The sequence below is a fragment of the Microbacterium sp. LBN7 genome, assembly GCF_045690345.1.
GTDB lineage: Bacteria > Actinomycetota > Actinomycetes > Actinomycetales > Microbacteriaceae > Microbacterium.
Genome location: NZ_CP147856.1, coordinates 1,186,216 through 1,212,527, shown reverse-complemented (window position 1 = coordinate 1,212,527; position 26,312 = coordinate 1,186,216). Strand labels below are relative to the sequence as shown.

Here is a 26,312-nt window from a genome sequence, read left to right as displayed (position 1 = left end):
AACATCCGCCCGCTTCCGACGCCGGCTCCGACGGCGAGCAGTGAGGGCTCAGGCGCTCGCCGCGGCCACCTTCCCCAACAGGCCGATGAGGACGTGCTGCTCGGAGGAGGACAGCGGCGACAGCAGGTCCCTGGTGAGCGCAAGGATGAGAGCAACGAGTTCTTCCTGCTGTGGAGGCTATGGCTTCCACGCCTCGCGAAGACGCGCGTACTCCTCCGAGGTCACCGGCAGCACGACCCCGTGGCAGGCATCCCGCGGCAGCCGCACATCGTCGGCGAGCGCCCATCTCCCGCTGGTCAGATCAGCCGTCTCGAACGGGACGTATCGTCGCTCGGCGGTGAACTCGTCGATCCAGAGGAACCACCGATCCTCGGTCTGCGACTTGTACACGAGCGGACCCTCGCCCTGACGGATGGCGTCGAGTCCGATGCCCTCAGTCAGGGGCGTCCACTCGTCCCCGGTCAGCGACGAGGAGGTCTCCGAGAAGACGGACTTGCCGTGGGGGCTGGTCGCCGTCCGATGCCGCTCGTCCTTCACGAATCGGTAGTAGAGTCCGCCGTGCTCGATCACCGTGGCATCGATCGTCTGCCATCCTCTGTCGATCCACACCCGCGGCGCGGAGAAGGTGCGGAAATCGCGAGTGGTCGCGTAGAGGATGCGGTGATAGCTCTCTCCCTCGTGTTCGGCATCGTCGTAGAGCTTCGAAGACCAGTGCACGAGGAATGCGTTCTGCTCGGGGTCCCAGATGGACTCCGGAGCCCACGCGTTCCCGGCCTCCTGGGGGGCGACCTCGACGAGTCTGCCTTCCCCCCAGTGCACGAGATCCGCGGACTCCCACACCATGATCGAGCGGCTGCCGTGCCGTTCGAGCTGATCCCAGTCGTCGTTGGCGTACACGCGCAGGTCTGTGGCGACCAGGTAGAACCGGTCGCCGGACGGCGACCGGACGATATGCGGATCCCTGACTCCGCGTTGACCGAGCGTCGAGCGCAGAACGGGCTCACCACCGTTCAGGTCATCGAAGTGGAGCGGGTCATCGCCGTCGCTCAGAGCGAAGTAGATCTGCTCCCCGTCTTCGCTCTCGCGCTTGAAATGCACATAGAGATAGCCCGCGCCCGTGGCGCGGTCCTCCGTGTCGTCGAGACGTGCCATTCAGCTGCCAATCGTGTGAGTCTGGTCCTCGGGGGCGACGCAGATCCACTCGGCGCCGTACCCGGGAAGGTCGATGCGGTGCCCTGACACGACGACGGTCACGACATCCGGTGTGTGGTTGGCGATCAGACGCCGCCCGCCGCGCACGACGGTCTCCACACCGGCGATGCTCTCGGCGAGAGGCGCCTTGATGCCGGCGTCGTCGAGCCAGGCCGCCACCAGGTCGTCCATGAGCGCGGTCGAGGGCCGGGTGCCCACGTACCACGCTGCTCCCTGTCCGCTCCTGCGGTTGACGGTGACGGCCGGCGAACCGTCTGCGAATCCGTCCGCGAAGGAGGCCACCACCTCGACCCGCGGATCCTCGGTCCTGATGAGCTCCTGCCAGAAGTCTGATCTGCCCGCCAGATCTCCCGTGAGCGTGAAGGGGGACCCGTCGGCGGCCGGCGCGAACTCCTCGACACGCACGCCGAGGGCGCTGCGCAGGGGGCCGTCGCCTCCCAGATATCCGCCGAGGTGGATATGGAGCCGTTCGTCGACGACACCGCTGAGATATGTGACGACGAGCGTGTCCCCACGACCCGGCACCTCCGCCAGCGCTCGCGCTGCGTCATCGGAGAGAACGTGCGTCGCGGGCGCGACGACGAGCGAATAGCCTGTCGAATCGGCTTCCGGATGAATGAAGTCGACCGTGACCCCGCGACGGAGGAAACCCTCGTAGAAGCGCAGGACGGTGTCCAGGTAGTCCACCCTCACCGGGGTGCCGTCCTGTTCGATCGCTCTCCATGAGTCCCAGTCGAAGCACAGTGCGACGTTGCTGGAGACGCCCTCGCCGACGAGATCACCGAGCTCGCTCAGCTCTGCGCCGAGAGCACGGACACCGCGATGCACACGGGTGTCCTCGCCCGCGTGCGGGAGCATCGCGGAATGGAACTTCTCGGCGCCGGCGGCCGACTGACGCCATTGGAAGTGCAGGACGGCATCAGCGCCCCGGGCAACGGCCTGGAGCGAGTTCAGACGGTGGCGTCCGTCGGCCAGTGGCACGTTCGGCGGACGCCAGTTGACGGCGGAGGTCGCCTGCTCCATCAGCAGCCACGGTCTGCCTCCACCCAAAGACCGCATCAGGTCTCGTGCCGCCGCAGACAGCACATGACTGCGCGGATCGGCGGGATCCGGGTAGAGATCGTCCGAGACGACGTCGACGTGCGGGGCCCAGGACCAGTAGTCGACGTCCTTGAAGAAGCCCATGAAGTTGGTCGTGATCGGCGTATCAGCCCGGTCCCCCGCGTAGGAGCGGATGATCTCCGCCTCGGCGCGGTACAGGTCGAGCAAGGCATCGGAACTGAAGCGATCGAAATCGAGCACCTGCGTGGGATTGCGGATCATCGGAGCTGCGGAGGGGACGCCGACCTCGGCGAAGCTCTGGTAGGTCTGCGACCAGAACGTCGTCCCCCACGCGGCGTTCAGGGATTCGATGCTGCCGTAGCGATCCTGCAGCCACCCCCGAAACGCCTCCGCCGACTCGGGGTCGTAGCTGCGGGTCACATGATTGCCGTACTCGTTTCCGACGTGCCATCCCACTAGGGACGGATGCTGAGCGTACCGTGCGGCGAGCTCGGTCACCAGTCGCATCGCATGGTGGCGGTACGCCGCCGAACTCGGACTGAACTGCTGACGAGAGCCGAAAGCGAGCCTGACGCCGTCGATCGAGACGGGCAGCGACTCCGGGTACCGGTGGGCGAGCCAGGCGGGCGGTGACGCGGTCGCCGTCGCGAGGATCACCCGGATGCCGCCGCGGTGCATACGATCGAGCACATCGTCGAGCCAGGCGAAGTCGTAGCGACCGGGCTCGGGCTCGAGCTGGGCCCATGCGAAGACCGCGAGGGTCACCGTCGACACCCGGGCGAGTTTCATGAGACGCACGTCCTCGTCCCAGATGGCGGCGGGCCACTGCTCGGGATTGTAGTCACCGCCGTACATGACGCGAGGAGAGGGATCAGTCATCCACGGGCCCTAGGTCGAGAGTCGGACGAAATGTCAGCTGGCGTGATCGGGGTGGCTCCTGCGTGAACAGGAGGACGGTGTTGGTGCCCTGTCGAGTGACGGGGCGGGGCGCGTAGAGCGTCCGCTGGGGGCCGCGGGGACGGAACCTTCCGAGGTTGAACCCGTTCATCCACGCCACGCCCCATCCGAGATCGCCGGTGTGCAGAGCGAGATCCGTCGGCGCATCCAGTTCGAACTCAGCCCGGATGAGCCCCGCCTTCAGCGGGAAGAGGGTCGAGGTCGAGCGCTCCGCCAGGGTCGGCAGGTCCGTCAGGGGGACGACGGACGCCTCCCATCCGGTGATCTCCCGCCCGGCCAGCACGGCCGGACCGATGAGGCCCTTCGGCTCGCCGATCCGAGGACCGTAGTTGACCCGCCCCTCGTCTTCGACGAGAACCTCGAGCACGCCTGTTCCTCGGGGGAGCGTGATCGAACGTTCGCCCGCCGATCGGGAGAGCACGCCGACAGCCGTTCCGTCGAGGGACACCCACGCGCGATCACGCACGTCGGCGAACTGCAGCACAGTCGGCTCATCGCCGGCGGAGAGTGAGGCGCGATAGCGGATGAAGCCATTGGCCGAGCCGAGATCGTCCAGCGTCGGGAGGTCGCCGAAGACGCTCCATTCGGCGGGGGCGACCTGATCGAGTGCTCCCACCCCCTGCAGGGAGACGGATGCGGGGACCACGAAGTCCGAAGAGCCGAGTGCATCCGAGGGAAGGGGAGGGACGGGTTCGTGGCGGGCGATCACTTCCCGGAAGCGCCAGAACTTGGCGGTGGGTCGGCCCGCTTCATCGAGCGGGGCGTCGTAGTCGTACGACGTCACCGTCGGCTGATACACCCCTTTGTCGTTCGCGCCGTTGGTGAGGCCGAAGTTCGTGCCGCCGTGCAGCATGTAGATGTTCACGGAGGCGCCGGCCTCGAGAATGCTGTCGAGACTCCGCGCGGATTCCTCCGCATCCGTCACGTGGTGGAAGCCGCCCCAGTGATCGAACCACCCGCACCAGAACTCCGAGCACATGAGCGGCCCGGTCGGCTGGTGGGTGCGCAGCGCGGCGAGGCGTTCGTGCACACGGGAGCCGAAAGATCCCGTCGCCAGCAGGCCAGGCACGTTCCCGCGCTCGAGCATGCCGTCGCGCGGCTGGTCCACCGTCGTGAGGGGAACGGTGATGCCGTTGCGTCGGTAGATGTCCACGAGCGTGCGAAGGTAGTCGGAGTCGTCGCCGTAGGCGCCGTACTCATTCTCCACCTGCATCAGCACCACGGGGCCCCCGGCGTCGATCTGACGCGGGGCGACGACGGCGAGAGCAGACTCGAGGTACTCGGTGACAGCCTCGAGGTAGTGGTGCTCGGAGGAGCGCACGCGGATCCCGGGGATCGCCATGAGCCAGTGCGGAAGCCCTCCGTTGTCCCATTCGGCGCAGATGTAGGGACCGGGCCTGACGATGGCATGCATTCCGGCTTCGGCGATGAGGTCGAGGAATCGCCCGAGGTCGAGGCCGCCCTCGGTGTCGAAGCTTCCGCGCATCGGGCTGTGCGCGTTCCACGGGATGTAGGTCTCGATGGTGTTCAACCCCATGAGGCGACCCATCGCGATCCGCTCGGCCCACTGGTCGGGATGCACACGGAAGTAGTGCAGGGCGCCGGAGACGATGCGGAAGGGTTCGCCATCGAGGCGGAACGTCTCGTCGTCGTACGAGAAGCGTGCGGCGGTCATTGTTGTGTCCTCCTTCTACCGAAGAGAGGGTGTGGGCCGCTCGTGGCGAGCAGCCCACACCCTCTCTCGGATGTCACTTTCCGAGGGTGAAGCCCTGCGTCTCGCCGTACTTGATGTTCGCGTCCTGCCAGGCCTTCAGGCCGTCGGCGACGTCACCGTTGCTCGTGTAGATCGGACCCATGGCGTCGCCGTAGATGCTGTTCGCGTAGGCCTGCCACGGCAGGTACTGCCAGTCGGGCACGACGGACTTGGACGCGTCCACGAGCACCTTGTTGATCTGCTGCCCGCCGAAGAACTCGGGCTCCGCGTTGAGGAACTCGGACGACTCGAGCTGCGCGACGGTGGCGGGGAAGCCGCCGCCGTCCACGAAGATGCCGATCGACTCATCCGAAGAGTTCAGCCACTTCAGGAAGCCGGCGGCCAGCGCAGGGTTCTTGGACTGCTTCGTGACGGCCTCCGTGCTGCCACCGTTCTCCGCCGTCGCGGGGGCCCCGCCGTCGTAGGTCGGCATGGGCGCGACGCGCCAGTCGCCGGCGCTGTCGGAGGCACCCGACTCCAGGACGCCGGGCATCCAGGCGCCGGCTGCCAGAGTGGCGATCTTCCCGCTGGAGAGACCGTCGAACCACTCGTCGCTCCATCCGCCGATGCCGTCGAGGAGGCCCTCCTTGACGAGCGTCCCCCACTTCTCGGCATAGCGCTGGGCGCCTTCGTCCTGCAGGTCGATGGTGACCTTGTCTCCGTCGACCTGGAAGGCGTTGGAGCCTGCCTGCCAGAGCATCGCGGAGCCGAATCCGCCGTCGAGTCCGGAGTCGTTGGTGATGTAGTACTCCGGGTCGGCGGCGTGGAGCTTGCGGGCTGCGTCGATGTACTCGTCCCAGGTCGTGGGAACGGTGAGGCCGAACTTGTCGAACGTCGCCTTGTTGTAGAACAGCGCCATGGGGCCGGAGTCCTGGGGAAGGCCCCAGATGCCGCCCTGGCTGATGTTGGTCCAGGAGGACTCGGAGTACTGATCCTTCAAGTCGGCGAAGCCGTAGTCGGTGAGATCGACGAAGGCGTCCGCGAGGACGAACTGCGGCACCGACATGTACTCGAGCTGGACGACATCGGGTGCGCCCTTGCCCGCGGCCAGCGCGTTCTGCAGCTTCAGGTTGCTGTCGTTCGCGCCGCCGGAGTTGACGAAGTCGACCTTGACGTTCGGGTAGGCCTTCTCGAAGGCGTCGACCTGCTTCTCGGCGGACGGGCTCCAGCTCCAGAAGGTGATCTCGCCTCCCTTTTCCAGGGCCTTCTCGACGGCGTCCGCTCCCTTCTCTCCGGAGTCGGGCGTGCCGGTGCTGGCACACGCTGCCAGGCTCAGGCCGACCAGAGCGGTGGCGACGCTCGCGGCGACGCTGCGCACGATAAGACGACGGTTCATGCTGTGTTCCTTTCTGTGGGTGGTGGTGATGCGGGCCCCAGGGGATGGGGTGGCGTCATCGGATGCAGCGGTCACTGCTTGACGCTGCCGGCCGCGAGGCCGGACTGCCAGTACCGCTGCATGAGCAGGAATGCGCCGACGATGGGAATGATCGTCAGGAGCGATCCCGTGATGACGAGGTTGAAGATCGGATCGGCGCCGATTCCCTGGCCTTGCTGGTTCCAGAGGTTCAGACCGATGGTCAGGGGATAGAGCTCAGGGTCGCTGAGCATGATGAGCGGGAGAAAGTAGTTGTTCCATGAGGCGACGATCGAGAACAGGCCCACCGTCGCCACGCCGGGCGCCAGCAGCCGAAGTGAGATGGTGAAGAACGTGCGAAGCTCTCCGGATCCGTCCACCCGAGCAGCTTCGAGGAGTTCTGCAGGGATTGCCTCTTGCGCGTACACCCAGACCAGGTAGAGACCGAACGGAGACACGAGTGAGGGGATGATCACGGCCCACACCGTGTTCGTCAGACCCATCTGGCTGAACAGCAGGAAGGTTGGCACGGCGAGCGCGGTTCCGGGGATCGCAATCGCAGCCAGGATCACAGTGAAGATGACGCGCTTGCCAGGGAACTCGAACCGTGCCAGCCCATAGCCGCCGAGGGTGGCCAGGAGCGTGGCTCCGCCCGCCCCGGCGACGACGTACAGAAGCGTGTTGCCCAGCCACTGCACGAAGATGCCGTTGTCGTGGGTCAGCGTCTGCCAGATGTTATCGAAGAGAGCGAACGGCCCTGAGAACCACAGGCCGAAGGATCCGGAGAGCGACTGCTGCGTCTTGGTGGCACTGATGATGAGCCAGGCCAGCGGAACGAGTGAGTAGAGCACGAACACGACCATGACGATGGTCAGGGCAACAGACCGTCGCGGGCTGCTGAGGAATCGACGGCGATCCGCCACTGCGCGACTCATTGGATCTCCTGACGGGTACCGCGGACCTGGACGATGTAGGCGATCACTCCCGTGATGACGCCCATGATGATCGCCAAGGTTGCCGCGTAGTTGGCCTGCTGCCCGATGAAGCTCAAGTTGTACGCATACATGTTGGGTGTGTAGAACGTCGTGATGAGGCCTGGGGCGTTCGCGCGGAGGATGTTCGGTTCGTTGAAGAGCTGGAAGCTTCCGATGATGGAGAAGATCGTCGCGATGACGATGGCACCACGCAGGGCGGGGAGTTTGACACTCGCCACGACGCGCCAGGCCCCGGCCCCATCGATGGCTGCCGCCTCGTACAGCTCCTCGGGGATGGTTCGCAGGGCTGCGTAGAAGATGACCATGTTGTAGCCCACGAACTGCCACGTGACGATGTTTCCGATGGCGAAGAGGATCCACTGGGATGCGAAGGGCGTGATCAGCTCGAAGCCGAGGAGGGAGTTGATGTTCCCCGCCATGCCGACGCGGTCGGAGTAGAGGAACCCCCACATGAGCACCGCCACGATGCCGGGAACCGCGTAGGGCAGGAACAGTGCGATGCGGTAGAAGCCGGGCTTCGCGAGCCGTCGGGAATCGATCGCCATGGCCGCGAGAAGAGCCAGCACCAGCATGATGGGGACCTGGACGACGAGGAAACCGGACACACGGAGGAGTCCCTCGAGGAACTTGGGGTCTGCGAACGCGGCGAGATAGTTGTCGAACCCTACGAAAGAGTTGCCTCCGACCAGTCGCTCACGGAACACGCTCAGGACGATCGCGTAGATGACGGGCGCCAGGACCGTGACGGCGAACACGCAGAGGAAGGGCGTCAGAAAAGCCAGCCCTGCCCACCTGTGGCGACGACGACGTGGTCGGCCAGGTTGTGGTCTGCGCGGGGCGAGAGCCGTCGGCCTTGCCATGGTTGACATCTATGTCCAATCCTTCGGTGTCGAATGGTGACGTGATCATCCGATGTTTCATCATAATGTGTTGACGTCGCCATATGTCAAGGCCGGCAGGAGATGAGGCCGCCTCACCGCTTGTTTTCGAGCTAGTTCTCTGGGGGAACGCGCGTCGACGGGCTCCAGCCATCCCGTTGTTGACGTGAACAAGGATCAGATCTATCTTCGTTTTGACCCGATCAATCTACGAGCGAGGAAGTCATGACGAAGAAGTCACCCCGGGCGGTCACTGCGGCACTGATCGCTGCCATTCTGATCAGCCCCCTGATCTCGGCCCCACCTCCCGCCGCCGCTGAGGCGGCTGCATCCGTGCACACGTATCGCGACACCCCGGGAGATGCCCGGTCCGATCGCTTCACGCTCGAGGCGAACGGTACGGACGTGTTCGTCGCGAAGTACTCGAACCGATTCAACAACCGGATGGCTGTCGCACGGTTCGCGTCGGACGATTCGACGCCCGTCCTCACAGTGACGGCGAATGAGCCGATCACCTCGTGGAAGATCTACCCCGAGAAGGACTATCCCGCTTCGGCCGTCGCGGTGTCCGGCACGACACTGACCTTCACGATGTCGAGCGAACTGCGCTACGTCATCGTGGAGATCAACGGAGCGCAGCCGGGACTCGCCATCGTCAACGACCCGCTCGAGGACCCGGCCACCATCCCCGACCCCAGCGCCGACAACGTGGTGAACGTCATGGACTTCGTCACCGACGCGACGGGCGCTACCGATCAGACGACTCAGATCCGGGCAGCTATCGACGAGCTCTACTCGGACGACTCGAAGGACACGCTGTACTTCCCCGACGGATGGTACACATATGCCGGTCTCGATCTGCGCAATAGAACGAAGCCCGTCACGATCTACACCGCGGAAGGCGCTCTGCTGAAGAACCGCATCCAGCCGACCATGGAGGCCATGGAGCCGACCATCGGGATCTGGAACTCGGCCAACATCACGTTCTACGGACGTGGCGTGTTCGACGGCAACGGATTCGCGAACTACGACACGGGCAACGGAGGCTGGCGCCACGATGCGGCGACGTCCCAGCACCAGGGTGGCGTCATGATCCTCCACTCGCAGAACATCACGTTCAACGACACCCTCGCCCGCGATGCGAAGCAGTGGAACTGGGAGACGCACACCGCGAAGAACATCACGTTCAACAACATCAAGGGCCTGACCCCCTACGCACAGCCCTGGGTCGACGGGATCAACCTGGCCAGCGGCCAGAACGTCACGGTGAACGGAGCGCTCTCCCTGGGCAACGACGACACCTTCGCGAGCGGTCACTACAACCCGAACGACAAGTTCACCCCCGACCCCGACCGGCTGTCGTGGGACACCGCGGACACGTTCGGCATCTCGGTCAAGAACCACCTCGGCTGGACCGCAGGTGCAGGAAACGGCGTGCGCATCGGCGGTGGCGGCGGTTACACGCAGAAGGACTTCACCTTCGAGAACGTCAACTACGTCGGATTCAAGAACCTCGGGATCACGCTGTCCAACTTCACCGCGGACACGAAGGTGAAGTTCACCGACGCGACGTTCGACACCTCCAAGGTCACCACCAATGCGTCCATCGGCGGGCGAGGGAGCTCCGCATCCGACCGTTTCGGCTCCCTCATCCTGGACGACGTCTGGTTCTCGCACAATCTGCCCATCAACATCTCGAACACCACTGATCTGCGCATCCACGACCTCTCGGTCGCCGGAACGCCGGTCACGAGACTGACGCAGTTCGCCCTGAAGCTCACGAACGTCGTGAACCGCGACTTCGACTTCATCGAGGATGTCGCGCCCGTCTTCGGAACGATCCCGACGTCGGAGATCGAGGTCGGCACCGAGCTCGTCCTCCCGATTCCGGTGAGCGACGGCGACGGCGACACCGTGCAGGTATCGTCCCCGTCGCTGCCGGAGGGCGCGACCATCACGGACAACGCCCTGCACTGGACGCCCACCAGCGCTCAGGCCGGCACCACCAGCATCCCCCTCCTCGCGACCGACTCCCACGGTGCGACCGCGACGGGATCGGCGACGGTCAAGGTCATCGATCCCGATGCGGAGAGGATCGAGATCCCGGTCGCGGCGGACACGAACGTACAGACGTGGAACGCGGAGCAGACCCTGAACTACGGTGACGGCGAACTGCTGCGGATGTTGAACTTCAACGACGCGAACCTCGGCGGCGTCCTCGGCGAGAAGTACGCGGGTAACCAGTCGAATCGTGACTCCAAGCTCAGCCTGCTCTCGTTCGAGCTGGGAGACCTGGGCGAGCGCATCGCGGCAGGGGAACTGCTGTCCGCCGAGCTCACCATGACGTACGCGGGGCCCGCCAAGGGTGGACTCAGCGGCTCCAACAGCCTGGTCGCGGCGCTCGCGACCCCCGGGTGGATCGAAGGGGACGGCAAGAGCACGCCTCCGGCGCGCACGAACACCGTGGACGGTGCCGTGACCTGGCTGACCAAGCCGGCGATCGACACCACGGTGACCGCCACGTCGGCACCCTTCGACGTCACATCACCGAACAAGGTCGGATCGGACGCGTCGTACTCCGCGACGCAGAAGCCGGTGGGCTCCAAGGCGACGATCGACGTCCTTCCTCTTGTCACGCGGCTCGCCGCGGACGCCTCCGCGGTCTCCTTCGCCGTGAACGAGACGAAGAGGCAGGATCTTCTCTTCGTCTCGAGAGAGGGCGGCGCCCGTAACCCCAACGCGGAGGGCCTGGCACCGCGCCTGACCCTGACGTTCGCCGCACCGACGGTCGTCGACGAGGTCGCTCCGTCGGAGCGTCCGTCGATCTCGGGCCAGGCCGTGGTCGGAGAGACTCTCGCCGCGGAGTCGGAGGGCTGGCCCGAGGGCACGTCGCTGACGTACGAGTGGGCCGTCGACGGCGTCCCCGTCGGAGCCAGGAGCGACGATACTGTCCCCGCGTCTATCCTTCTCTCGGCGGCGGCGGCACAGACGGGCGATCAGTTCGTGATTCCCGCGGATGCCGTGGGCTCCCGCATCACTGTCACCGTCACGGGTTCTCTCGAGGGCTTCCGAGACGGTTCGGTGACGAGCGATCCCACCGCCGCGGTGCGCGCCGCGACCGTTCCCGGAGGCGGCGCAGGCCCGGGCACGACGCCCGGCGCGGGCGGCGGGATAGTCGGCGGATCTGTCGGCGGATCGACGACCGGACACCTGGCAATCACGGGAGCCGAACTGCCCATCGCGGTGGCGCTGCTCGCGCTCGTCCTGCTGACCGCGGGTGGAGTCTTCGCGGCCGCTAAGAGTCGCCGCGTCATCGGCGTCTGACCCGGCGGCCGCATCGCACAGACAAGGAGCGCACGTCCTCGACCTGGGGACGTGCGCTCCTTCTGTGCATTCGAGCCCGAGGGACTCGGCGGCACATGTCGAGGGGTCAATCGTCGTACTCCATGTTCGGGATGCCGCACTCGTCGATCACACCGCGAGTATGCGACTGTCCCGCAAGACACGGGCCGCTCGATCCGCGGTGTGGATCGAGCGGCCCGTTGGCACCTCTTCGTTCGGCTCAGCCGTGGAGGAAGTCCTGGCGCGGCGGCGTGACGGCCTCTTCGAGGAACACCTTGACGACGGGACCGCACGCGAGCGGGCTCTGCGGGGGCAGCGTCACGCTCAGCTCAGAGGCCGTCTGCTCCCAGGCCACGGCTTCGGCGACGCCGAGCACCGTCACCTCGCGGATACCGCGGTCGAGCAGACCGGATCCCGTGCCGAAGGAGCGGATCCGCGCCACGCCATCGTCGGGCTCGGCGAGGAGGATCGCGTACAGGTAGTCGCCCGTGACATCGTGCCGAGTGGTGAAACGGATGTCTGCAGAGCCGTACTCCGGGGTCGCGGCGTCGACGAATGACCCGACGGTCAGCTGCGTCGGGCCCTCCTGGGCGATCCGCCAGGGGCGGGTGCCGTAGATCGCCTCGCCGTTGCGGGTCAGCCAGTCCCCGATGCCTTCGAGAACACGCTTCTCGGCATCCGGAATGGTTCCCTCCGGGGTGGGGCCGACGTTGAGCAGGAGCAGGCCGTTCTTCGACACCGTGTCCGCGAGCTCGGCGACGAGCGCATCGACCGTCTTGTACTCGTGACCCTCGATCCAGCTCCACGAGTTCTTCGAGATGGCCGAGTCGTTCTGCCATACGGCCGGACGGATCCCGCCCATCGTCCCGCGTTCGATGTCGTACACGGCGCTGCCCTCGGCGAACGCCTTCCATTTGTAATTGATGGCGACCTCGCGCCCCAACTCGGCAGCGCGGTTGTAGTAGTACGCGGCCAGCCGGCGCAGGTAGGGCTCGAAGGCCGGCTGCTCGATCCACCAGTCGAACCACAGGACCTGGGGGCGGTACTTGTCGATGACCTCGACGGTCCGCAGCAGCCAGTCTTCGAGGAACCGCTCGTTCGGCGCCACCTCTTCCCGCTGGGCCGGTCCGTAGAAGTCCGCGTACGCAGGGTCGCGCACATCGGAGTCGAAACGGGAACCGCCGTTCATGAAGAACCAGTGCTCGGCCCGATGCGATGACGCCCCCGGTACCATCCAGGCGCGGTCGACAGCCGCGGTCAGATCGCCGAAGACATCCCGCTGCGGTCCCATCGCCGCCGCGTTCCACCGCGATCGCTCCGTGTCGTACATCGCGAAGCCGTCGTGGTGCTCGGCGACGGGAACCACGAACTGCGCTCCTGCGCGCTTGAACACAGCCGCCCACTCGTCAGGATCGAAGTCGCGCATCGTGAAGTGAGGGATGAAGTCCTTGTATCCGAAGTCGCGATGCTCACCATAGGTCTCCCGATGATGAGCGAAGTCTTCGCTCGCCTCGCGGTACATGTTTCGCGAGTACCACTCGTTGTGGAAAGCAGGTACAGAATAGACGCCCCAGTGGATGAAGATGCCGAGTTTGGCATCGAGATACCAGCGGGGCGGTTCGTACGCGCGAAGCGATTCCCAGTCCGCCGCGTACGGACCCGCCTCGATCACCGCATCCACTGCCGCAAGTGCGGCGGAGTTGTCGGAGACGTCCACGGGGGCAGGGAGAGTGGACGGATCGAGGGGTGAGAGTGGTCTGTTCATCGGGTCCTGATTCCTGTTCTGAGGCGGAAGACGGGGGTCGCCTCGGGGTGGGTCGGCGGGCATGCGGGTTCCGGTGGTGGCGCGTGGAGGCGAGACCTGGTCATGATCTCGAGGGAGTCGTCTCCTCGACCCACCGGAAGTTCAAGGTGTGCGAGTCGGCCTCCGCAAGACGGAAGCGCGTGGCAGGGTCGGATCCGCTGCGCAGGGACGCAGGCCGGGGGAGCTGAACAGTCACGCCCTCGCGACGCACCCAGCGTGAGGCCGGATCGCCGGACAGTGCGACGGTCATGCCGTGCTCGTCCCAACTCAGCTCGTCCACCCGCAGGCCGGTTCGGGTGGTGAGCCCCGTCACGGATCCGTTCGTCCAGGGCCCGGGCAGCGCAGGCAGCAGATGGATCGTCTGGCGGGTCGACTGCACGAGAGCGGAAGCGATCACAGCGGGCAGTCCACCGCTCGCGTCGACGTTGAACATCCTTCCGGCATCGTGAGTGGTCGTCATCGCCGTCGTGAAGTGCAGCTGTGTGAGCCATTCGATGCACTGCTGCAGGGCGTCGGAGTCTCCCAACGTGGCCGCGGCCAGACCGAGCTGTGTGAGCCCGAACGCCATCTCCATGTTGCCAGGAGGTGGTCCTGGGTTCTCGGCCCGCCAGGCGATCTTGTCGTGAATCAGCTTTGCCGCGGCGCTGCGCAGCTGCGGGTCGTCGAAGGCATCATCGGGCTCGTACCAGAGGCCGTACAGCTGACTTACGTGACGATGGGCGACGTCATCGGGTTGTCCTGGGGATGACCACTCGGCGAGACGCCCGTCTTCCACGCGGTACCGTGCAGCGACCGTGGGCAGTTCCGGAGTCGGCACTCCTCTGGCCTCGGCGAGCACGGTAGCAGACCGGGCAAGGTCCCGGAGGATCGCGATGTCCATCGTCGGGTCGACGGAGATGGGGGTGGGGGCGCCCAACGGGGTGTTCTCCGGCGAGTAGGCGGGCGCAAGCGGAACCTGGGAGCCGACCTCCTGGTAGAAGCGCAGCACTTCCTCCACGAGGTGCCATGTGCTGTCGTCGACGAGCTCGCGGTCGCCCGTCGCCAGGACGGCGTCTGCGAGCATACGGAGGATCCAGCCGCCGCATCCTGTCCAGAACTGGAGAGGGTAGTCAGCGGAGAAGTGATTGGCGAGGCCGTGGCTGCTCATGCGAGACGGAAGCAGGGCGCCCTCGACTCCGAAGACGCGTCTCGCGTTGGTGCGGAAGTCTTCGAGGCGAGGGACGACCAGTCGCGTGACCGATCGAATGAGCTCGGGGGTGCCCGTAGACACGAGCGAGGCGATCGACCCGTTCTGCACGTTCCCGTTCAGGGTGTAGTCCGCCGACCACGGGGGTGACCATGTGCCTTGCCAGACTCCCTGGAGGGTGGCGGGGAGCTCGCCTGTCGACGAGATGATGTTGTATCGGCCTGCCGCGTAGGCCAGCTCGATGAGCGCGAGTGCGTGGTCCGTGTCGTCGGGGGCCCGGCCGAGCAGCTCCTCCGTCGTGATGTCCGCGGGAACGAGCGAAGCGAGAGAGAGGGTGGAGGCTCTCTGCAACGCGTCATGCGCGTGGGGATCGGATGACGAGTGCGCAGCGCCGTCGTTCACGTCCACGGTGATATCGACCTGCGCCCATTCGCCGGCGAGGGTGTCGATGCGGGCGATGATGTCGCCGTCGTGGATGCGCACCTGCGAGGCGAGGGGCGCCTGGATGCGGGTCGTGGCGGAGACGATGCGTCCACTCTCGGGGTGCGTCGCACGCAGCTCCAGGCTCGCCGTCGTGGGGCTCTCCTCCCATACGCGGCACTCGACGTCGTCGGCGTAGTCGGGTGATTCGCCGCGCAGTGCCTCTCTGTTGCGAGGCATGCCGAGGTGCGCCGTCACGGGCCCGGGGCTGTCGGAGCGGTACCGCACGGTGACGTTCGAGTCGCCGCGGCGGGCGGATACGCGAAGTTCGGTCGCGCCGGCGTCGTCCATCCAGCGGATGTGGACCTCGCCGGTGGCGAAGTCCACGGATCGGCGATACGTGTGCGGTTCGACCGTCGCGCACTCGATGCGCAGCTCCGACGTGGGGCCAAGCGGGTCTGTCCAGATGAGATCGTCCATTGCAGCTTCCGCGACGCTGTCTGCGACCAGAGCCGCTGCGGCGGACGGGTTCGCGGAGAGGAGCTCTCGTCGAATGTCCTCGATCCGCGCGCCGGTGTCGGGAGGCGGCATGATCGAGTTCGCGGGCACGAAGAACCGCTCATGTGAGAGGGAGACCACGTGCTCGTGCGGAGCGCCCCATACGATCGCACCGACGACTCCGCTTCCCGTGACGACGCCATCGAACCAGTGCGGCGCGGTGCTCGTGCTGATGAAGGATTCCCGCCCGGAACGGGTCTCAGTCGTGCGCCCGGTGGGCCCGGTCTGATCGGTCTGCGTGAATGTCACGGACAGCGGCCTTTCGCTCACGAACGGAGGGGGATAGGGATGAGTTTCGACGATCGTGGGTCCGAACTCTGAGGGGAGCTTCATGTCGGTGTGGTCCCGCGAAAATACGAATGGTTACGTAAACATTCGAGCCAAAGATACATGCTCGGAAACGCTGATGTCAACGGCGTGAGTCGGGCGATCGCCTATCGGCGGGAAGATCGCTCGCCGAAGGGGCCGGTCGACGCGCGCACCACGAGCTCTGTATCGATCACGCGCCGTCCTGCCGGGGCTTCACCATGCTCGATCTGGTCGACGAGCAGGGATACGGCGGTGGCACCCGCTGCCTTGAAGCGTTGCCGCACCGTCGTGAGCGGGGGCCAGAACTGCGATGACTCGACCATGTCGTCGAATCCCACGACGCTGATGCCCTCAGGTACAGGGACCCCGTTCTCGTGAAACGCGCGGAGGGCGCCGAGTGCCATCTGATCGTTTGCTGCAAAGACCGCCGTCACTTCCTGGCGGGCGGCCAGTTCCAGCGCTGCGTTGTAGCCGGACTCAGGGGTCCAGTCGCCGATGAGCATCTCGGGAACGAGTCGACCGGCTTGTTCGAGCTGAGTCCGCCATGCTCGTGCACGTGCAGCCGCCGCGTTCGATTCGGGCGGCCCGGCGATATGCCAGACGGTCGGATGTCCGAGCTCAAGAAGGTGATCCACGGCGAGGCGGGCGCCCTGCTCCTGGTTCGCGTCGACCGACGGATGCTCGAAAGCGGCGCCCGCATCGACGATCACCGCGGGAACGCCAGGAGGTAGGCGGACTGCCGCTCCGGCGGAGTTGCTCGTCTCCAGGATCAGTATGATGCCGTCGACGGCATCCTGCCCGAGTCTACGTATGGCCCATGAGAAGTCGGCCGTGCCCGCTTCTTCGGGCGAATGCTGCACCGATATCAGTTCGACGGCATAGCTCCGTCTCGCCGCCTCCTCGGCTATCGCGCTCACTGTCCGCACGTTGCCCAGAGTCTCGAGGCCGAACACCACGACGGCTATCGATCGGAACTCGCCGTTTCGGAGGGCACGCGCCGCGATGTTCGGACGATAGCCGAGCTCCTTCATCGCCAGTTCGACGCGACGGCGTGTCCGCTCCGTCACGTTGCCCAGATTGTTCGCCACGCGAGAGACGGTTTGTCCGGATACGCCCGCGAGCTCGGCCACGTCGCGCATAGACGCCGACCGAGCGCGATCCTCCGGCATGCAGTCGTACCTCTCGAGCGTTGATCACCGTTGTTGACGCCAAGGTAGTACAAGATCGATCGACGAGCCGGCATGCTTTTCCTCGGGCGCGTCTCCGCTCGAGGGGCAGGGCGGCTCGCGGGCGAGGCGCCGGCCTCGAGCGTCCTGCACCCGGAAGCCGGCGAGACGAGCGCCCTCACCGCGAGAACAGTGCTCGAACCTCGTTCTTGCGCACTTTGCCCGAGGCGGTTCGAGGCAGCGAGTCGACGATCTCGATGCGGGTGGGCAGCTTGTACCGGGCGACGCGACCTTCCAACGCTCCTCGAACGGTGTCGAGCGTGATGTCGAAACCATCGCCAACCGTGAGAACCGCGATCGGCGCCTCGCCCCATTTCTCGTCGGGGACCCCGATCACGGCGGCTCCCGTCACCCCGTCGATGTCTGCGATGAGTGACTCGACCTCGGCGGGATAGATGTTCTCCCCGCCGGAGATGATCATGTCCTTCAACCGGTCGGCGACGTATAGGTAGCCGTGGTCGTCGATGTATCCGAGGTCACCCGAGCGGAACCAGCCATCCGAAGTGAGCGAAGCGGCCGTCGCATCGGGAAGGCCGTGATAACCCGCGAAGACGTTGGGCCCCGTGATCTGGATCTCGCCGACGGTTCCCGCCGTGACCTCCCTGCCGCGCTCATCGACCACGCGGACATCGGTGAAGAAGTGCGGAAGACCGACGCTGCCGTGCTTGTGCACGGTCATCTCGGGGGCTAGCGAGGTCGCACCAGGCGAGGTTTCGGTCATTCCATACCCCTGGGAGAACGACATCCCGCGTTCCTCATAGGCGGTAAGGATGCGCGAGGGCACCGCGGACCCTCCGCAGGTCAGTTTGCTGAGACTCGACAGGTCGGTCGAGCCCCAAGCCGGGTGATCGGCCAGCAGCTGAAACGTGGTGGGGACGCCGGAGAGCATGGTGACGCGGTGACGTTCGATCAGATCCAGCGCCGTGCCGGCATCGAAGCCTCTCTCGAGAACGAGGGTGCCACCCTTGAGGAGCACCGGCAGTGCCCCCATGCCCAAAGCCGCGACGTGGAACAGGGGGGAGATCATCAGTGCGACGTCGTCGGAGCAGATGTCATAGTCGATGAGGTTGTTGACGGCCACCGCGGTCAGGTTCGCGTGCGTGAGGACGGCGCCCTTGGCCCGACCCGTGGTCCCCGAGGTGTAGACGATGGCCGCAGGAGTGTCGTCGTCGGCCGCGTGCAATGGCGGGACCTCCGTGGCCTGATCGATCAGACGGGCGAGCCCGAGGGAGCCGTCGCGCCCTGACGATCCGGTGCGGATGGCATGGGCCGGGGCTCCGGGCGCGGCGAGCATGCGCTCGAGCCGATGGGCGAACTCCGGATCGTAGATCAGGATGCGAGCGCCGCTGTCCGTGAGGACGTGCGCGATCTCGGGTACCGCGAGGCGGGTGTTGACGGGGACGAACACGGCGCCGATCCGCACCGTTGCGAACAGCGTGATGAGGAAGTCCGGGCTGTTCTCGCCGAGATAGGCGACCCTGTCGCCCTGGCGCACGCCGCGTTCGACGAGGACCGCGGACATGCGCTCCGCCGAGTGCGCGAGCTGCGCATAGGAGAGCTGCTGCCCGTCTCCGAAGGCGATCGCCGCCTTGCGGGGGTTTCGCAGTCGGCGTCGAGGGAGCCAGGCTCCCAGGCCTTGTGTGTGCATCGTTCTCTTCTTCGAGGTGGGGCGCGTCCTTGCGCCGAAGCGGTGTCTGCGCCCGCCGTGTGCCGGGCGCCGAGAGGTGTCACGCGTAGAAGCGGTACAGGCTCCGCGCGGCGACGGCGGGCTTGGCGGCGCCCTGGATCTCGATGGTGTGGTCGACGGCGAGCTGGTAGCCGCCCGGTATCTCGGCGACCTCGGCGATCACGGCGTTGCCGCGCACCTGAGCGCCGACGGTGACGGGGGAGATGAAGCGGACCTTGTCGAGACCGTAGTTGACCTTAGTGGAGACGCCGTCGACGTCGAACAGCTCGGTCCAGAACTTGATGACGAGCGAGAGGGACAGGAAGCCGTGCGCGATCGGTCCTCCGAAGGGGCCGTCCTTCGCACGCTCCGGGTCGGTGTGGATCCACTGGTGGTCGTCGGTGGCGTCGGCGAAGAGGTTCACGCGGTCCTGCGTGACCTCCAGCCATTCGGACCAGCCGAGATCTGTTCCGGCGAGTCCGTCGACGTCGGCATAGGCGACGGTGGTGGTCATGATGTTCCTTTCGATGGGGTCAGTGTGCGAGGCCGAGCAGGCGTGCAGCGTTGTCCTTGAGGATCCCCGGCATCACCTCTGATCTGAGCGAGGTCTTGTCGACGTCGCGCATCCAGCGTTCGGGGGTGAGGAGGGGGAAGTCGGAGCCGAAGAGCACGCGGGACCGGAGAAGCGTGTTCGCGTGCCTGACGAGGTTCTCCGGGAAGTACTTCGGGCTCCAGCCCGACAGGTCGATCCAGGTGTTGTGCTTGTGGGTCGCCACCGACAGCGCCTCGTCCTGCCAGGGCACCGACGGGTGCGCCATGACGATCTGCAGGTCGGGGAAGTCCGCGGCAACCGGGTCGAGCAGGATCGGGTTCGACAGCCCGAGACGCAGGCCACGCCCACCGGGGAGTCCTGCGCCGATGCCTGTCTGCCCGGTGTGGAACAGGGCGACCACTCCCGCGTCCTGCAGGACGCCGTAGAGCGCGTAGTTCGTCGTATTGCTGGGATCGAACCCCTGGACAGTGGGGTGGAACTTGAATCCGCGAACGCCGTGCTCGTCGATGAGACGCCGTGCGCGGTCGACGGCCTCGATGCCGAGGCGCGGGTCCACCGAGCCGAACGGGATCAGCACGTCGTTGTTGCGCGCTGCACCCTCGGCGATCTCCTCGCTCGCGAGGCCCCTGTGGCCCAATTGCGTCGTCGCGTCGACGGTGAAGACGACTGCGGCCATGCGGTGATCGCGATAGTAGGACGCCACCGAGTCGAGATCGGGGCGCGGCCCCTCTGTCGAGAAGTAGGCGGAGGCGGCGTCGGCGAGGTCGGGTGGCAGCGAGGTGTGCCCGTGTTCATCGACCTCGATGTGCACATGCATGTCGACGGCGGTGATCGAGGCGAGGTCGATGGCCGACTCGTAGCGGGCCACGGTCATCAGGCCTGAGGAGCAGGACGCTGGAGTTCGGCGGGAAGAGGCGGGAACTTCTCGCCGACGTCCTGCAGCCGCTCGCCGATCAGTGCGGGGAAGAGCTCTTCGAGCGCGGCGGTCGTCCAGCCTCCGTCACGGTACTCCGTGACCACGGGCTCGGGATGGGACCACAGCTGGATGCGGTCGCCGCCGATGCCGATCGCCTGTCCTGTCACGCCGGCCGCGTCGTCCGAGGCCAGGTAGGCGATGAGTCCGCTGACGTCGGCAGCGGTGCCGAAGCCGAGGTCGTGCCGGAAGAAGTCGGGCATCGGTCGGCCTGCGGCATCCGCCTCGACGGCGGCGGCGAAGTACGGCACCGTCGCGGTCATCGCCGTGGCGGCGACGGGAATGACCGCGTTCGCAGTGATCCCCGCCCGCCGGAGCTCGAGCGCCCAGGTGCGCACCATCCCGACGATCCCCGCCTTCGCCGCCGCATAGTTCGTCTGCCCGAAGTTGCCGCGCTGGCCGGTAGGCGATCCGATGCAGATGATGCGGCCGGCGATCTCGTTCTCACGCATATAGGAGGCAGCGGCGCGGACGGTGGTGAATGTTCCACGCAGGTGAACGTCGATCACGGTGTCGAAGTCGTCGTCACTCATCTTCCACAGCACGGTGTCGCGTAGGACTCCGGCATTCGTCACGAGGATGTCGAGTCGTCCGAAGTGGGAGACGGCGGCATCGACCAGAGCCTGTGCGGTGTCCGCAGACCCGACCGGCGCCGCGACGGCGGTGGCGTTTCCGCCCGTTGAGCGGATGCTCTCGACCGCTGAGTCGGCGATGGCGGCGTCGACGTCGTTGATCACGACGGAGGCTCCTTGGCGTGCGAGTTCCTGCGCGTAGGCGAGGCCCAGCCCGCGGCCGGAGCCGGTGACGATGGCGGCTTTTCCGTTGAGAGACATGATGTCCTTTCGAATCACGATGATCGAACCACACAATGATTGAGAAAGTCAATCATTGTGTTCGCTCATCATTTGTTATCGTTGCGTCGTGACCTCCCCGATTCCGACTGATGATGTGAGCGTGGCTGTGGACCGGCTGCGCGAGAGCGGTCTCGCCGACGAGCTCAGTTTCCTGCTCGCCCGGACGAACGCGCTGTCGCTCGCTGCGGGGAACGTGGCGCTCGCGGCGCACGGGCTGCGAGTGAGGTCCTATTCGGTGCTCGCGCTCGCCGTCTCCGGCGAGCGTCCGTCGCAGCGCGAGCTCGCTGACTTCCTCCGGCTCGATCCCAGTCAGGTCGTGGCGCTCATCGACGAGCTGCAGGCCGATGGCCTCGTCGAGCGGCAGCCCGACCCTCGAGATCGTCGGGCGAACGTCGTCGTCGCGACGGATGCCGGAGTGCGCCTGCACCGTGTCGCCCACCACGCGGCGCGCGCTGCGGAGGAGCGGTTGTACTCGGTGCTCGACGAGGAGACGCAGGATCGCCTCGCTGCGATCCTGCGGGAGATCGCTTTCTCTTCGCGCGGCTGAGGCGCGTGTTCGCGGAGCCCGGAGCGGTCGTTCTGCAACGGGAAGCCTCTTGCTTTTTTAATAGCAAGTGTTCTATAAAAGTCTGAACAGCCGCCCATCCGGAGGACTCCATGGCCGAACGCACGTCCCTTCGATACCGCAGGGTCTTGACGATGGCGACCATCGCCGCGGGTCTCCTGTCCATCACCGCATGCTCGACCCCGACGGGATCCAACGAGATCGAGGTCGACCTGACCGATCGCGCACCATCGGCTGCGGAGTCGGTGTCGGAGATCACGTGGAACCTCTCGGATGGCGAGCCGGCGACGCTTGATCCCAGGGACTCCGCGACGTACTCGAGCGCGACGGTGGTCGCGAACCTCTGCGACCCGCTCCTGGCGATCGACGAGGACTACACCCTGCATGCGAACCTCGTCAGCTTCGAGGCGCCGGACCCGCTGACGCTCGTCTACACCATCGAAGCGAAGGCGACGTTCTGGGACGGTCGGCCCGTCACCGCAGACGACATCGTCTACAGTCTGGACCGAGCGGCGGACCCGGCTGCGATCACCGCGTTCCTGTTCGCGAACGTCGCCGACGTCGAGAAGACGGACGATGCCACGGTGACGGTTCGGTTCGCCCAGCCGGATGCGATGTTCAATGCGCAGATGGCGACGTTCGCCGGTGCCGTCGTGGAACGCTCCTTCGCCGAGACGGCCGGTGCGTCGTTCGGAACCGCGGCAGGAGGGATCATGTGCAGCGGGCCGTACACGCTCGACCAGTGGCGCCCGGGAAGCGACATCACCATCGAGCGCAACCCCGACTACTGGAACAAGGAGCTCCCTCTGCTCGTCGAGCGCGCGAAGTTCACCTTCATCACGGACAGCACGGCTGCATCCCAGGCGCTGTCGACCGGCGAGATCGACGGCGCATACCGCATCGATCCCTCCGCAGTGCCGACTCTCGGAGCAGCCTCGAACGGGCAGCTCTTCTTCGGTCCGTCGATGGAGAGCCTGCAGCTGTATGTGGCCAGGGCGGACGGGCCGCTGGCCGACGTCGCCCTCCGGGATGGCCTGCAGAAGGCCATCGACAGAGAAGCGCTCGCGACGACCGTGTACTCCGGAGCGGCGGCCCCTCTCTACGCCACGGTGACCCCGCGCACGTGGCCGACCGCGCAGCACGAGCTGTACCAGGACGCCTATGACAAGTGGGCGGCTGCGCGGACGTTCGATCCCGAGGCCGCGAAGAAGCTCGTCGAAGGCTCAGGCTATGGCGGCGAGACGCTGGTGCTGGGCGTGCCCGCGGGGCAGGCCACCCTCTCGCGGGTGGCGCAGCTGGTGCAGCAGCAGGCAGAGGCGGTCGGTGTGCAGATCGAGATCAAGGATCTCCAGCCCCTCGACTATGCGACCGCCTCCTACGACACGGTGACCAGGGAGCGCTTCGGCTTGGACCTGCTGCTCGGCGAGTCCTTCAACGCGACGGCGGAGCCGCTGGAGCCCCTCGGGTTCACCCTGACTGAAGGTGCCCCTTACAACTACACGCAGATCGCCGATCCCGAGCTCGCCACTCTCCTCGAGCGGGCGCGAGCGGCCGTCGATCCGGAGGACCGTGCGCGCCTCGTGATCGAGGCGCAGGAGATCGGGGAGGCGACGTCGGCCGCGATCCCGCTGCTGAGCCTGCACACCACGACGTTTCTGAACAGCCGCCTCGGCGGCGCGATCACGTCGTTCGCGTACATGTCGATGCCCTCCGTCGCCTACCTCGGCGGCACCGGTGGTGGCGAATGAACCGGGGAGTCCTGCCCCGCGAAAGGGTGATGTCCGGGATGATCCTGACGAATGCGGTGATCCACACCTCCGACGACCAGTGTCCCGTGGCGGACACCGTCGTGATCCGAGACGGCCGCTTCGAGTGGGTGGGTCGTGCCTCCGATCTCCCCGCGGATCACGATCTCCCGACGATGGATCTCGATGGGAGGACGGTGATCCCCGGTCTGATCGATGCCCACTCCCACCCCGCCCTGGTGGCGATGAGCAGATGGCATGTGCAGCTGCCGGAGACGCACAGCGTGGACGAGCTCCTCGATGCCATTCGCGACCACGGCGCAGCGCATCCGAAAGAGGAGGCGCCGTACCTGTATTTCGAGTACTTCCCGACTGCTCTCCTCGGCGAAGCCGGCGCGACGAAGGAGCTGCTCGATAGCGCTATCTCCGATCGTCCGGTGCTCGTACAGGACTCCGGCGATCATGCGAGCTGGGTCAACACCCGGATGCTCGAGCTCCTCGGTGTCGACGAGAACACTCCGGACCCTGTGCCAGGACTTGAGCGATTCGCGAGGGATGCCGGTGGACGCCCGACCGGGTACATCTTCGAGAACGCGCACGCGGGGTTCCTTCCGCGAATGTATGAGGCGCTGGGCTGGACTCCGCCGGAGCGGCCGACGCCGGAGATCATCCGGCCGGTCCTGGACTTCCTCGGGAGCACCGGAGTGGTGGCCGTATTCGACGCGCTCATCGAGTCGCCGGAGGTCATCACTGCGATGCGAGAGCTCGACAGCCGTGGAGACCTCCACATGCACTACGAAGGAGCGATTCGGTTCCGCACCCTGGCCGATCTGCCAGAGGCGCTCGAGACGGTGGCTGCGCTCGACGACGACTCCGACTCGAGCAAGGTGCGGGTGCGCACCGTCAAGCTGTTCCTCGACGGCACGAACGAGCTCGGCAGCGGAGCCGTCATCGATCCGCTGCTCAGCGAAGACAATGCGGGCCCGCTGGGGGCGATCCAGATGGAGCTCGACGATCTCGTGGAGTGCCTGCGTCTGTGCAACGGAGCAGCCGTGGACCTTCACATCCACATGGTCGGCGACCGGGCCTTCCGCACGGCATGCGACGCGGTAGAGCGTGCACGGTCTCAGGTGGAGGCAGAGGGCACCGCATGGAACGTCCAGGTCACGTTCGCTCACTGCGAGCTCGTGGATCCGGCCGATCTGGCTCGGCCCGCTGAGCTCGGAGTGATCGTCAACTGGACCAATCATTGGTCCGGCGGATACTTCGGGGAGGAGGCCGCACGCCACCTCGGTCCGCATCGCTGGGAGCGTATGTACGACGTGGCCGCGATCGCCGACGCCGGTGCGCGGGTCACGTTCTCGAGTGATGTGGTGTCGGCCGCTGAACTGCACCGGGCGGCACCCTTCTTCGGCATGCAGATCGCCGTCACCCGGATCGATCCGGAGGTGCCTCTGGATGCTGAACGATTCGTCGAGAGCAGGCGACCTGCCGCCGCAGCATCGCTCTCGCTGTCCAGGCTGCTTCGGGGGTACACGATCGATGCCTCGGTGCAGCTGCGCATCGAGAAGGACTACGGCAGCGTATCGCCGGGAAAGCTCGCAAACCTCGTCGTGCTCAACGTCGACCCGTTCACGACTCCCGGTTACGACCTCGCCGCCGTACATCCGACCGCGGTCGTCTACCGGGGTGCGGTCGTGTCGGGACGTCTGCCGGCGCCCCGATGATTCCGCTCGGGTCTGCGCATGACCGCCGAGGAACACACCTGAAAGACCACGACAAGAGGAACCCCATGCCCGACCTGACCATGCCGACCTTCGAGTTCGCCTTCGACATCCTCGTGGACATCGCCGAGGGGTGGCACATCGGTGTCGGAGAAGACGAGAAGTTGTGGTTCACTCCGATCACGGGGGGGAGTTTCGAAGGGCCACGCCTCTCGGGCGAGGTGCTGTCGGGCGGCGGCGACTGGTCGGTGAAGCGGCAGGACACGACGCGTGTCGAGGCCCGGTATCTCATCAAGACGAGCGATGGCGTCGTGGTGGACGTCACCAATGTGGGCTACTTCCGTGCGACGCTCGAGGTCGAGGAGCTTCTCGAGGCAGGGCAACCCGTCGAGGAAGGCTCGTACTATTTCCGTACGGCCTTCACTTTCCGCACGGATTCGCCCACGTACCGATGGTTGGCGGAGAATCAGTTCATCGGGGTGGCGAGCGATGAAGGCCAGCGGATCCGGATCCGCGTATTCCAGCTGCTCTGACCGGGCGGGGTGTTACAGACGGAGGAGGGATCATGCCGAAGATCGTCGACCATGCGGCGCGCAGGCATGAGATCAGCGTGGCGGCGATGCGCGTGCTCGCCCGCAGCGGCCCCGACGGGCTGACGTTGCGTGCGCTGGCCCGCGAACTCAAGGGCTCCATCACGCTGGTGACGCACTTCTACGCGGACAGGCAGACGCTCCTGGCCGGCATCATCGATGAGCTGTCCACAAACTACGACGATGATGTCGCATCGCTGCCCCTGACCGGCGACCGCGTCGAGGACCTGCGTGCGTACCTGCTGTGGATGGTTCCGCTGACACCTGAGGAGATCGATATCGAGCGCTGCAGAGTCGCGCTCGTCCACTCCGCGGACAACAGTGCGATAGCGAGCTTCTTCGACTCGATGGAGGGCAGGGCCCGCTCGGCATTCCGGGCGAGGCTCAACGGTCTGATTGATGAGGATGCGATGGGGGAGGCGATCGACTTCCTTCGCACGCTCGTCAACGGAGCTGTGCTCTCCGCGGTCGAACACCCGCAGTACTGGACGGAAGAGCGTCAGCGAGCGGTGGTGGAGCGCGGCTTGGCGGCGCTCGGCTTGGTGGGCGTGCAGAGCGCGAACGGCTGACGATTATTATTTTGTGA

Annotated in this window: 19 protein-coding genes; 6 read left to right on the top strand and 13 right to left on the bottom strand. The window is 66.1% G+C overall.

Annotated features, from left to right (window positions below):
- Nucleotides 1-177 precede the first annotated feature (177 nt).
- The 6 genes from LBN7_RS05800 to LBN7_RS05775 form a co-directional block, all read right to left on the bottom strand.
- Nucleotides 178-1,152 (bottom strand): glycoside hydrolase family 43 protein, encoded by a 975-nt coding sequence (locus tag LBN7_RS05800; protein ID WP_341940320.1) that lies wholly within the window; start codon nt 1,150-1,152, stop codon nt 178-180.
- Complete coding sequence (locus LBN7_RS05795) at nt 1,153-3,153, bottom strand: beta-galactosidase (RefSeq protein WP_341946382.1); 2,001 nt, start codon at nt 3,151-3,153, stop codon at nt 1,153-1,155.
- The gene (locus LBN7_RS05790) at nt 3,146-4,906 is read right to left on the bottom strand and encodes a beta-galactosidase family protein (RefSeq protein WP_341940318.1); all 1,761 of its coding nucleotides are present in this window, start codon (nt 4,904-4,906) and stop codon (nt 3,146-3,148) included. The genes LBN7_RS05795 and LBN7_RS05790 overlap by 8 nt, the downstream gene beginning before the upstream one ends.
- 73 nt (nt 4,907-4,979) lie before the next feature.
- The gene (locus LBN7_RS05785) at nt 4,980-6,320 is read right to left on the bottom strand and encodes a sugar ABC transporter substrate-binding protein (RefSeq protein ID WP_341940317.1); all 1,341 of its coding nucleotides are present in this window, start codon (nt 6,318-6,320) and stop codon (nt 4,980-4,982) included.
- A gap of 71 nt (nt 6,321-6,391) precedes the next feature.
- Nucleotides 6,392-7,273, bottom strand: coding sequence for a carbohydrate ABC transporter permease (locus LBN7_RS05780; protein WP_341940316.1), 882 nt, complete (start codon nt 7,271-7,273; stop codon nt 6,392-6,394).
- Nucleotides 7,270-8,202, bottom strand: coding sequence for a sugar ABC transporter permease (locus LBN7_RS05775; protein ID WP_341940315.1), 933 nt, complete (start codon nt 8,200-8,202; stop codon nt 7,270-7,272). Before LBN7_RS05775 ends, LBN7_RS05780 begins: the two co-directional genes overlap by 4 nt.
- 234 nt (nt 8,203-8,436) lie before the next feature.
- Between LBN7_RS05775 and LBN7_RS05770 the strand changes: the two genes are divergently transcribed.
- The gene (locus LBN7_RS05770) at nt 8,437-11,535 is read left to right on the top strand and encodes a putative Ig domain-containing protein (protein ID WP_341940314.1); all 3,099 of its coding nucleotides are present in this window, start codon (nt 8,437-8,439) and stop codon (nt 11,533-11,535) included.
- A 238-nt stretch (nt 11,536-11,773) separates the two neighbouring features.
- On the opposite strand, the gene LBN7_RS05765 is transcribed toward LBN7_RS05770, so the two are convergent.
- The 7 genes from LBN7_RS05765 to LBN7_RS05735 form a co-directional block, all read right to left on the bottom strand.
- A complete protein-coding gene (locus LBN7_RS05765; RefSeq protein ID WP_407361228.1) occupies nt 11,774-13,318 on the bottom strand; it encodes an alpha-L-fucosidase in 1,545 nt (514 codons plus the stop codon).
- A gap of 100 nt (nt 13,319-13,418) precedes the next feature.
- Entirely contained in the window at nt 13,419-15,770 is a 2,352-nt protein-coding gene (locus tag LBN7_RS05760; RefSeq protein WP_341946381.1) for a glycosyl hydrolase family 95 catalytic domain-containing protein, read from the bottom strand.
- A gap of 185 nt (nt 15,771-15,955) precedes the next feature.
- A complete protein-coding gene (locus tag LBN7_RS05755) occupies nt 15,956-16,969 on the bottom strand; it encodes a LacI family DNA-binding transcriptional regulator (RefSeq protein ID WP_341940311.1) in 1,014 nt (337 codons plus the stop codon).
- A gap of 205 nt (nt 16,970-17,174) precedes the next feature.
- On the bottom strand, nt 17,175-18,704 hold the full coding sequence (locus LBN7_RS05750) for an acyl-CoA synthetase (RefSeq protein WP_407361227.1): 1,530 nt from the start codon (nt 18,702-18,704) through the stop codon (nt 17,175-17,177).
- A gap of 79 nt (nt 18,705-18,783) precedes the next feature.
- Nucleotides 18,784-19,236 (bottom strand): MaoC family dehydratase, encoded by a 453-nt coding sequence (locus LBN7_RS05745; protein WP_341940309.1) that lies wholly within the window; start codon nt 19,234-19,236, stop codon nt 18,784-18,786.
- 19 nt (nt 19,237-19,255) lie between these two features.
- Entirely contained in the window at nt 19,256-20,149 is an 894-nt protein-coding gene (locus tag LBN7_RS05740; RefSeq protein ID WP_341940308.1) for an amidohydrolase family protein, read from the bottom strand.
- Nucleotides 20,149-21,081 carry an SDR family NAD(P)-dependent oxidoreductase gene (locus tag LBN7_RS05735; protein WP_341940307.1) on the bottom strand — a complete coding sequence of 311 codons (933 nt, stop codon included), beginning with the start codon at nt 21,079-21,081 and terminating at the stop codon, nt 20,149-20,151. The genes LBN7_RS05740 and LBN7_RS05735 overlap by 1 nt, the downstream gene beginning before the upstream one ends.
- Before the next feature lie 121 nt (nt 21,082-21,202).
- On the opposite strand from LBN7_RS05735, the gene LBN7_RS05730 reads away from it, so the two are divergent.
- The 5 genes from LBN7_RS05730 to LBN7_RS05710 all read left to right on the top strand — a co-directional run bounded on the left by LBN7_RS05730 (nt 21,203) and on the right by LBN7_RS05710 (nt 26,295).
- The gene (locus LBN7_RS05730) at nt 21,203-21,649 is read left to right on the top strand and encodes a MarR family transcriptional regulator (protein ID WP_341940306.1); all 447 of its coding nucleotides are present in this window, start codon (nt 21,203-21,205) and stop codon (nt 21,647-21,649) included.
- 152 nt (nt 21,650-21,801) lie between these two features.
- Nucleotides 21,802-23,415, top strand: coding sequence for an ABC transporter substrate-binding protein (locus LBN7_RS05725; RefSeq protein WP_407361226.1), 1,614 nt, complete (start codon nt 21,802-21,804; stop codon nt 23,413-23,415).
- A 38-nt stretch (nt 23,416-23,453) separates the two neighbouring features.
- Entirely contained in the window at nt 23,454-25,139 is a 1,686-nt protein-coding gene (locus LBN7_RS05720; RefSeq protein WP_407361225.1) for an amidohydrolase, read from the top strand.
- A 65-nt stretch (nt 25,140-25,204) separates the two neighbouring features.
- Complete coding sequence (locus LBN7_RS05715; RefSeq protein ID WP_341940303.1) at nt 25,205-25,669, top strand: DUF3237 domain-containing protein; 465 nt, start codon at nt 25,205-25,207, stop codon at nt 25,667-25,669.
- Between the two features lie 32 nt (nt 25,670-25,701).
- Entirely contained in the window at nt 25,702-26,295 is a 594-nt protein-coding gene (locus tag LBN7_RS05710; protein ID WP_341946374.1) for a TetR family transcriptional regulator C-terminal domain-containing protein, read from the top strand.
- Nucleotides 26,296-26,312 lie beyond the last annotated feature (17 nt).

Bases quoted from the DNA above. Each gene is read 5' to 3' on its own strand.
- LBN7_RS05800 (WP_341940320.1), bottom strand. From the start codon at position 1,152: ATGGCACGTCTCGACGACACGGAGGACCGCGCCACGGGCGCGGGCTAT.
- LBN7_RS05795 (WP_341946382.1), bottom strand. From the start codon at position 3,153: ATGACTGATCCCTCTCCTCGCGTCATGTACGGCGGTGACTACAATCCC.
- LBN7_RS05790 (WP_341940318.1), bottom strand. From the start codon at position 4,906: ATGACCGCCGCACGCTTCTCGTACGACGACGAGACGTTCCGCCTCGAT.
- LBN7_RS05785 (WP_341940317.1), bottom strand. From the start codon at position 6,320: ATGAACCGTCGTCTTATCGTGCGCAGCGTCGCCGCGAGCGTCGCCACC.
- LBN7_RS05780 (WP_341940316.1), bottom strand. From the start codon at position 7,273: ATGAGTCGCGCAGTGGCGGATCGCCGTCGATTCCTCAGCAGCCCGCGA.
- LBN7_RS05775 (WP_341940315.1), bottom strand. From the start codon at position 8,202: ATGTCAACCATGGCAAGGCCGACGGCTCTCGCCCCGCGCAGACCACAA.
- LBN7_RS05770 (WP_341940314.1), top strand. From the start codon at position 8,437: ATGACGAAGAAGTCACCCCGGGCGGTCACTGCGGCACTGATCGCTGCC.
- LBN7_RS05765 (WP_407361228.1), bottom strand. From the start codon at position 13,318: ATGAACAGACCACTCTCACCCCTCGATCCGTCCACTCTCCCTGCCCCC.
- LBN7_RS05755 (WP_341940311.1), bottom strand. From the start codon at position 16,969: ATGCGCGACGTGGCCGAGCTCGCGGGCGTATCCGGACAAACCGTCTCT.
- LBN7_RS05750 (WP_407361227.1), bottom strand. From the start codon at position 18,704: ATGCACACACAAGGCCTGGGAGCCTGGCTCCCTCGACGCCGACTGCGA.
- LBN7_RS05745 (WP_341940309.1), bottom strand. From the start codon at position 19,236: ATGACCACCACCGTCGCCTATGCCGACGTCGACGGACTCGCCGGAACA.
- LBN7_RS05740 (WP_341940308.1), bottom strand. From the start codon at position 20,149: ATGACCGTGGCCCGCTACGAGTCGGCCATCGACCTCGCCTCGATCACC.
- LBN7_RS05735 (WP_341940307.1), bottom strand. From the start codon at position 21,081: ATGTCTCTCAACGGAAAAGCCGCCATCGTCACCGGCTCCGGCCGCGGG.
- LBN7_RS05725 (WP_407361226.1), top strand. From the start codon at position 21,802: ATGGCGACCATCGCCGCGGGTCTCCTGTCCATCACCGCATGCTCGACC.
- LBN7_RS05720 (WP_407361225.1), top strand. From the start codon at position 23,454: ATGATCCTGACGAATGCGGTGATCCACACCTCCGACGACCAGTGTCCC.
- LBN7_RS05715 (WP_341940303.1), top strand. From the start codon at position 25,205: ATGCCCGACCTGACCATGCCGACCTTCGAGTTCGCCTTCGACATCCTC.
- LBN7_RS05710 (WP_341946374.1), top strand. From the start codon at position 25,702: ATGCCGAAGATCGTCGACCATGCGGCGCGCAGGCATGAGATCAGCGTG.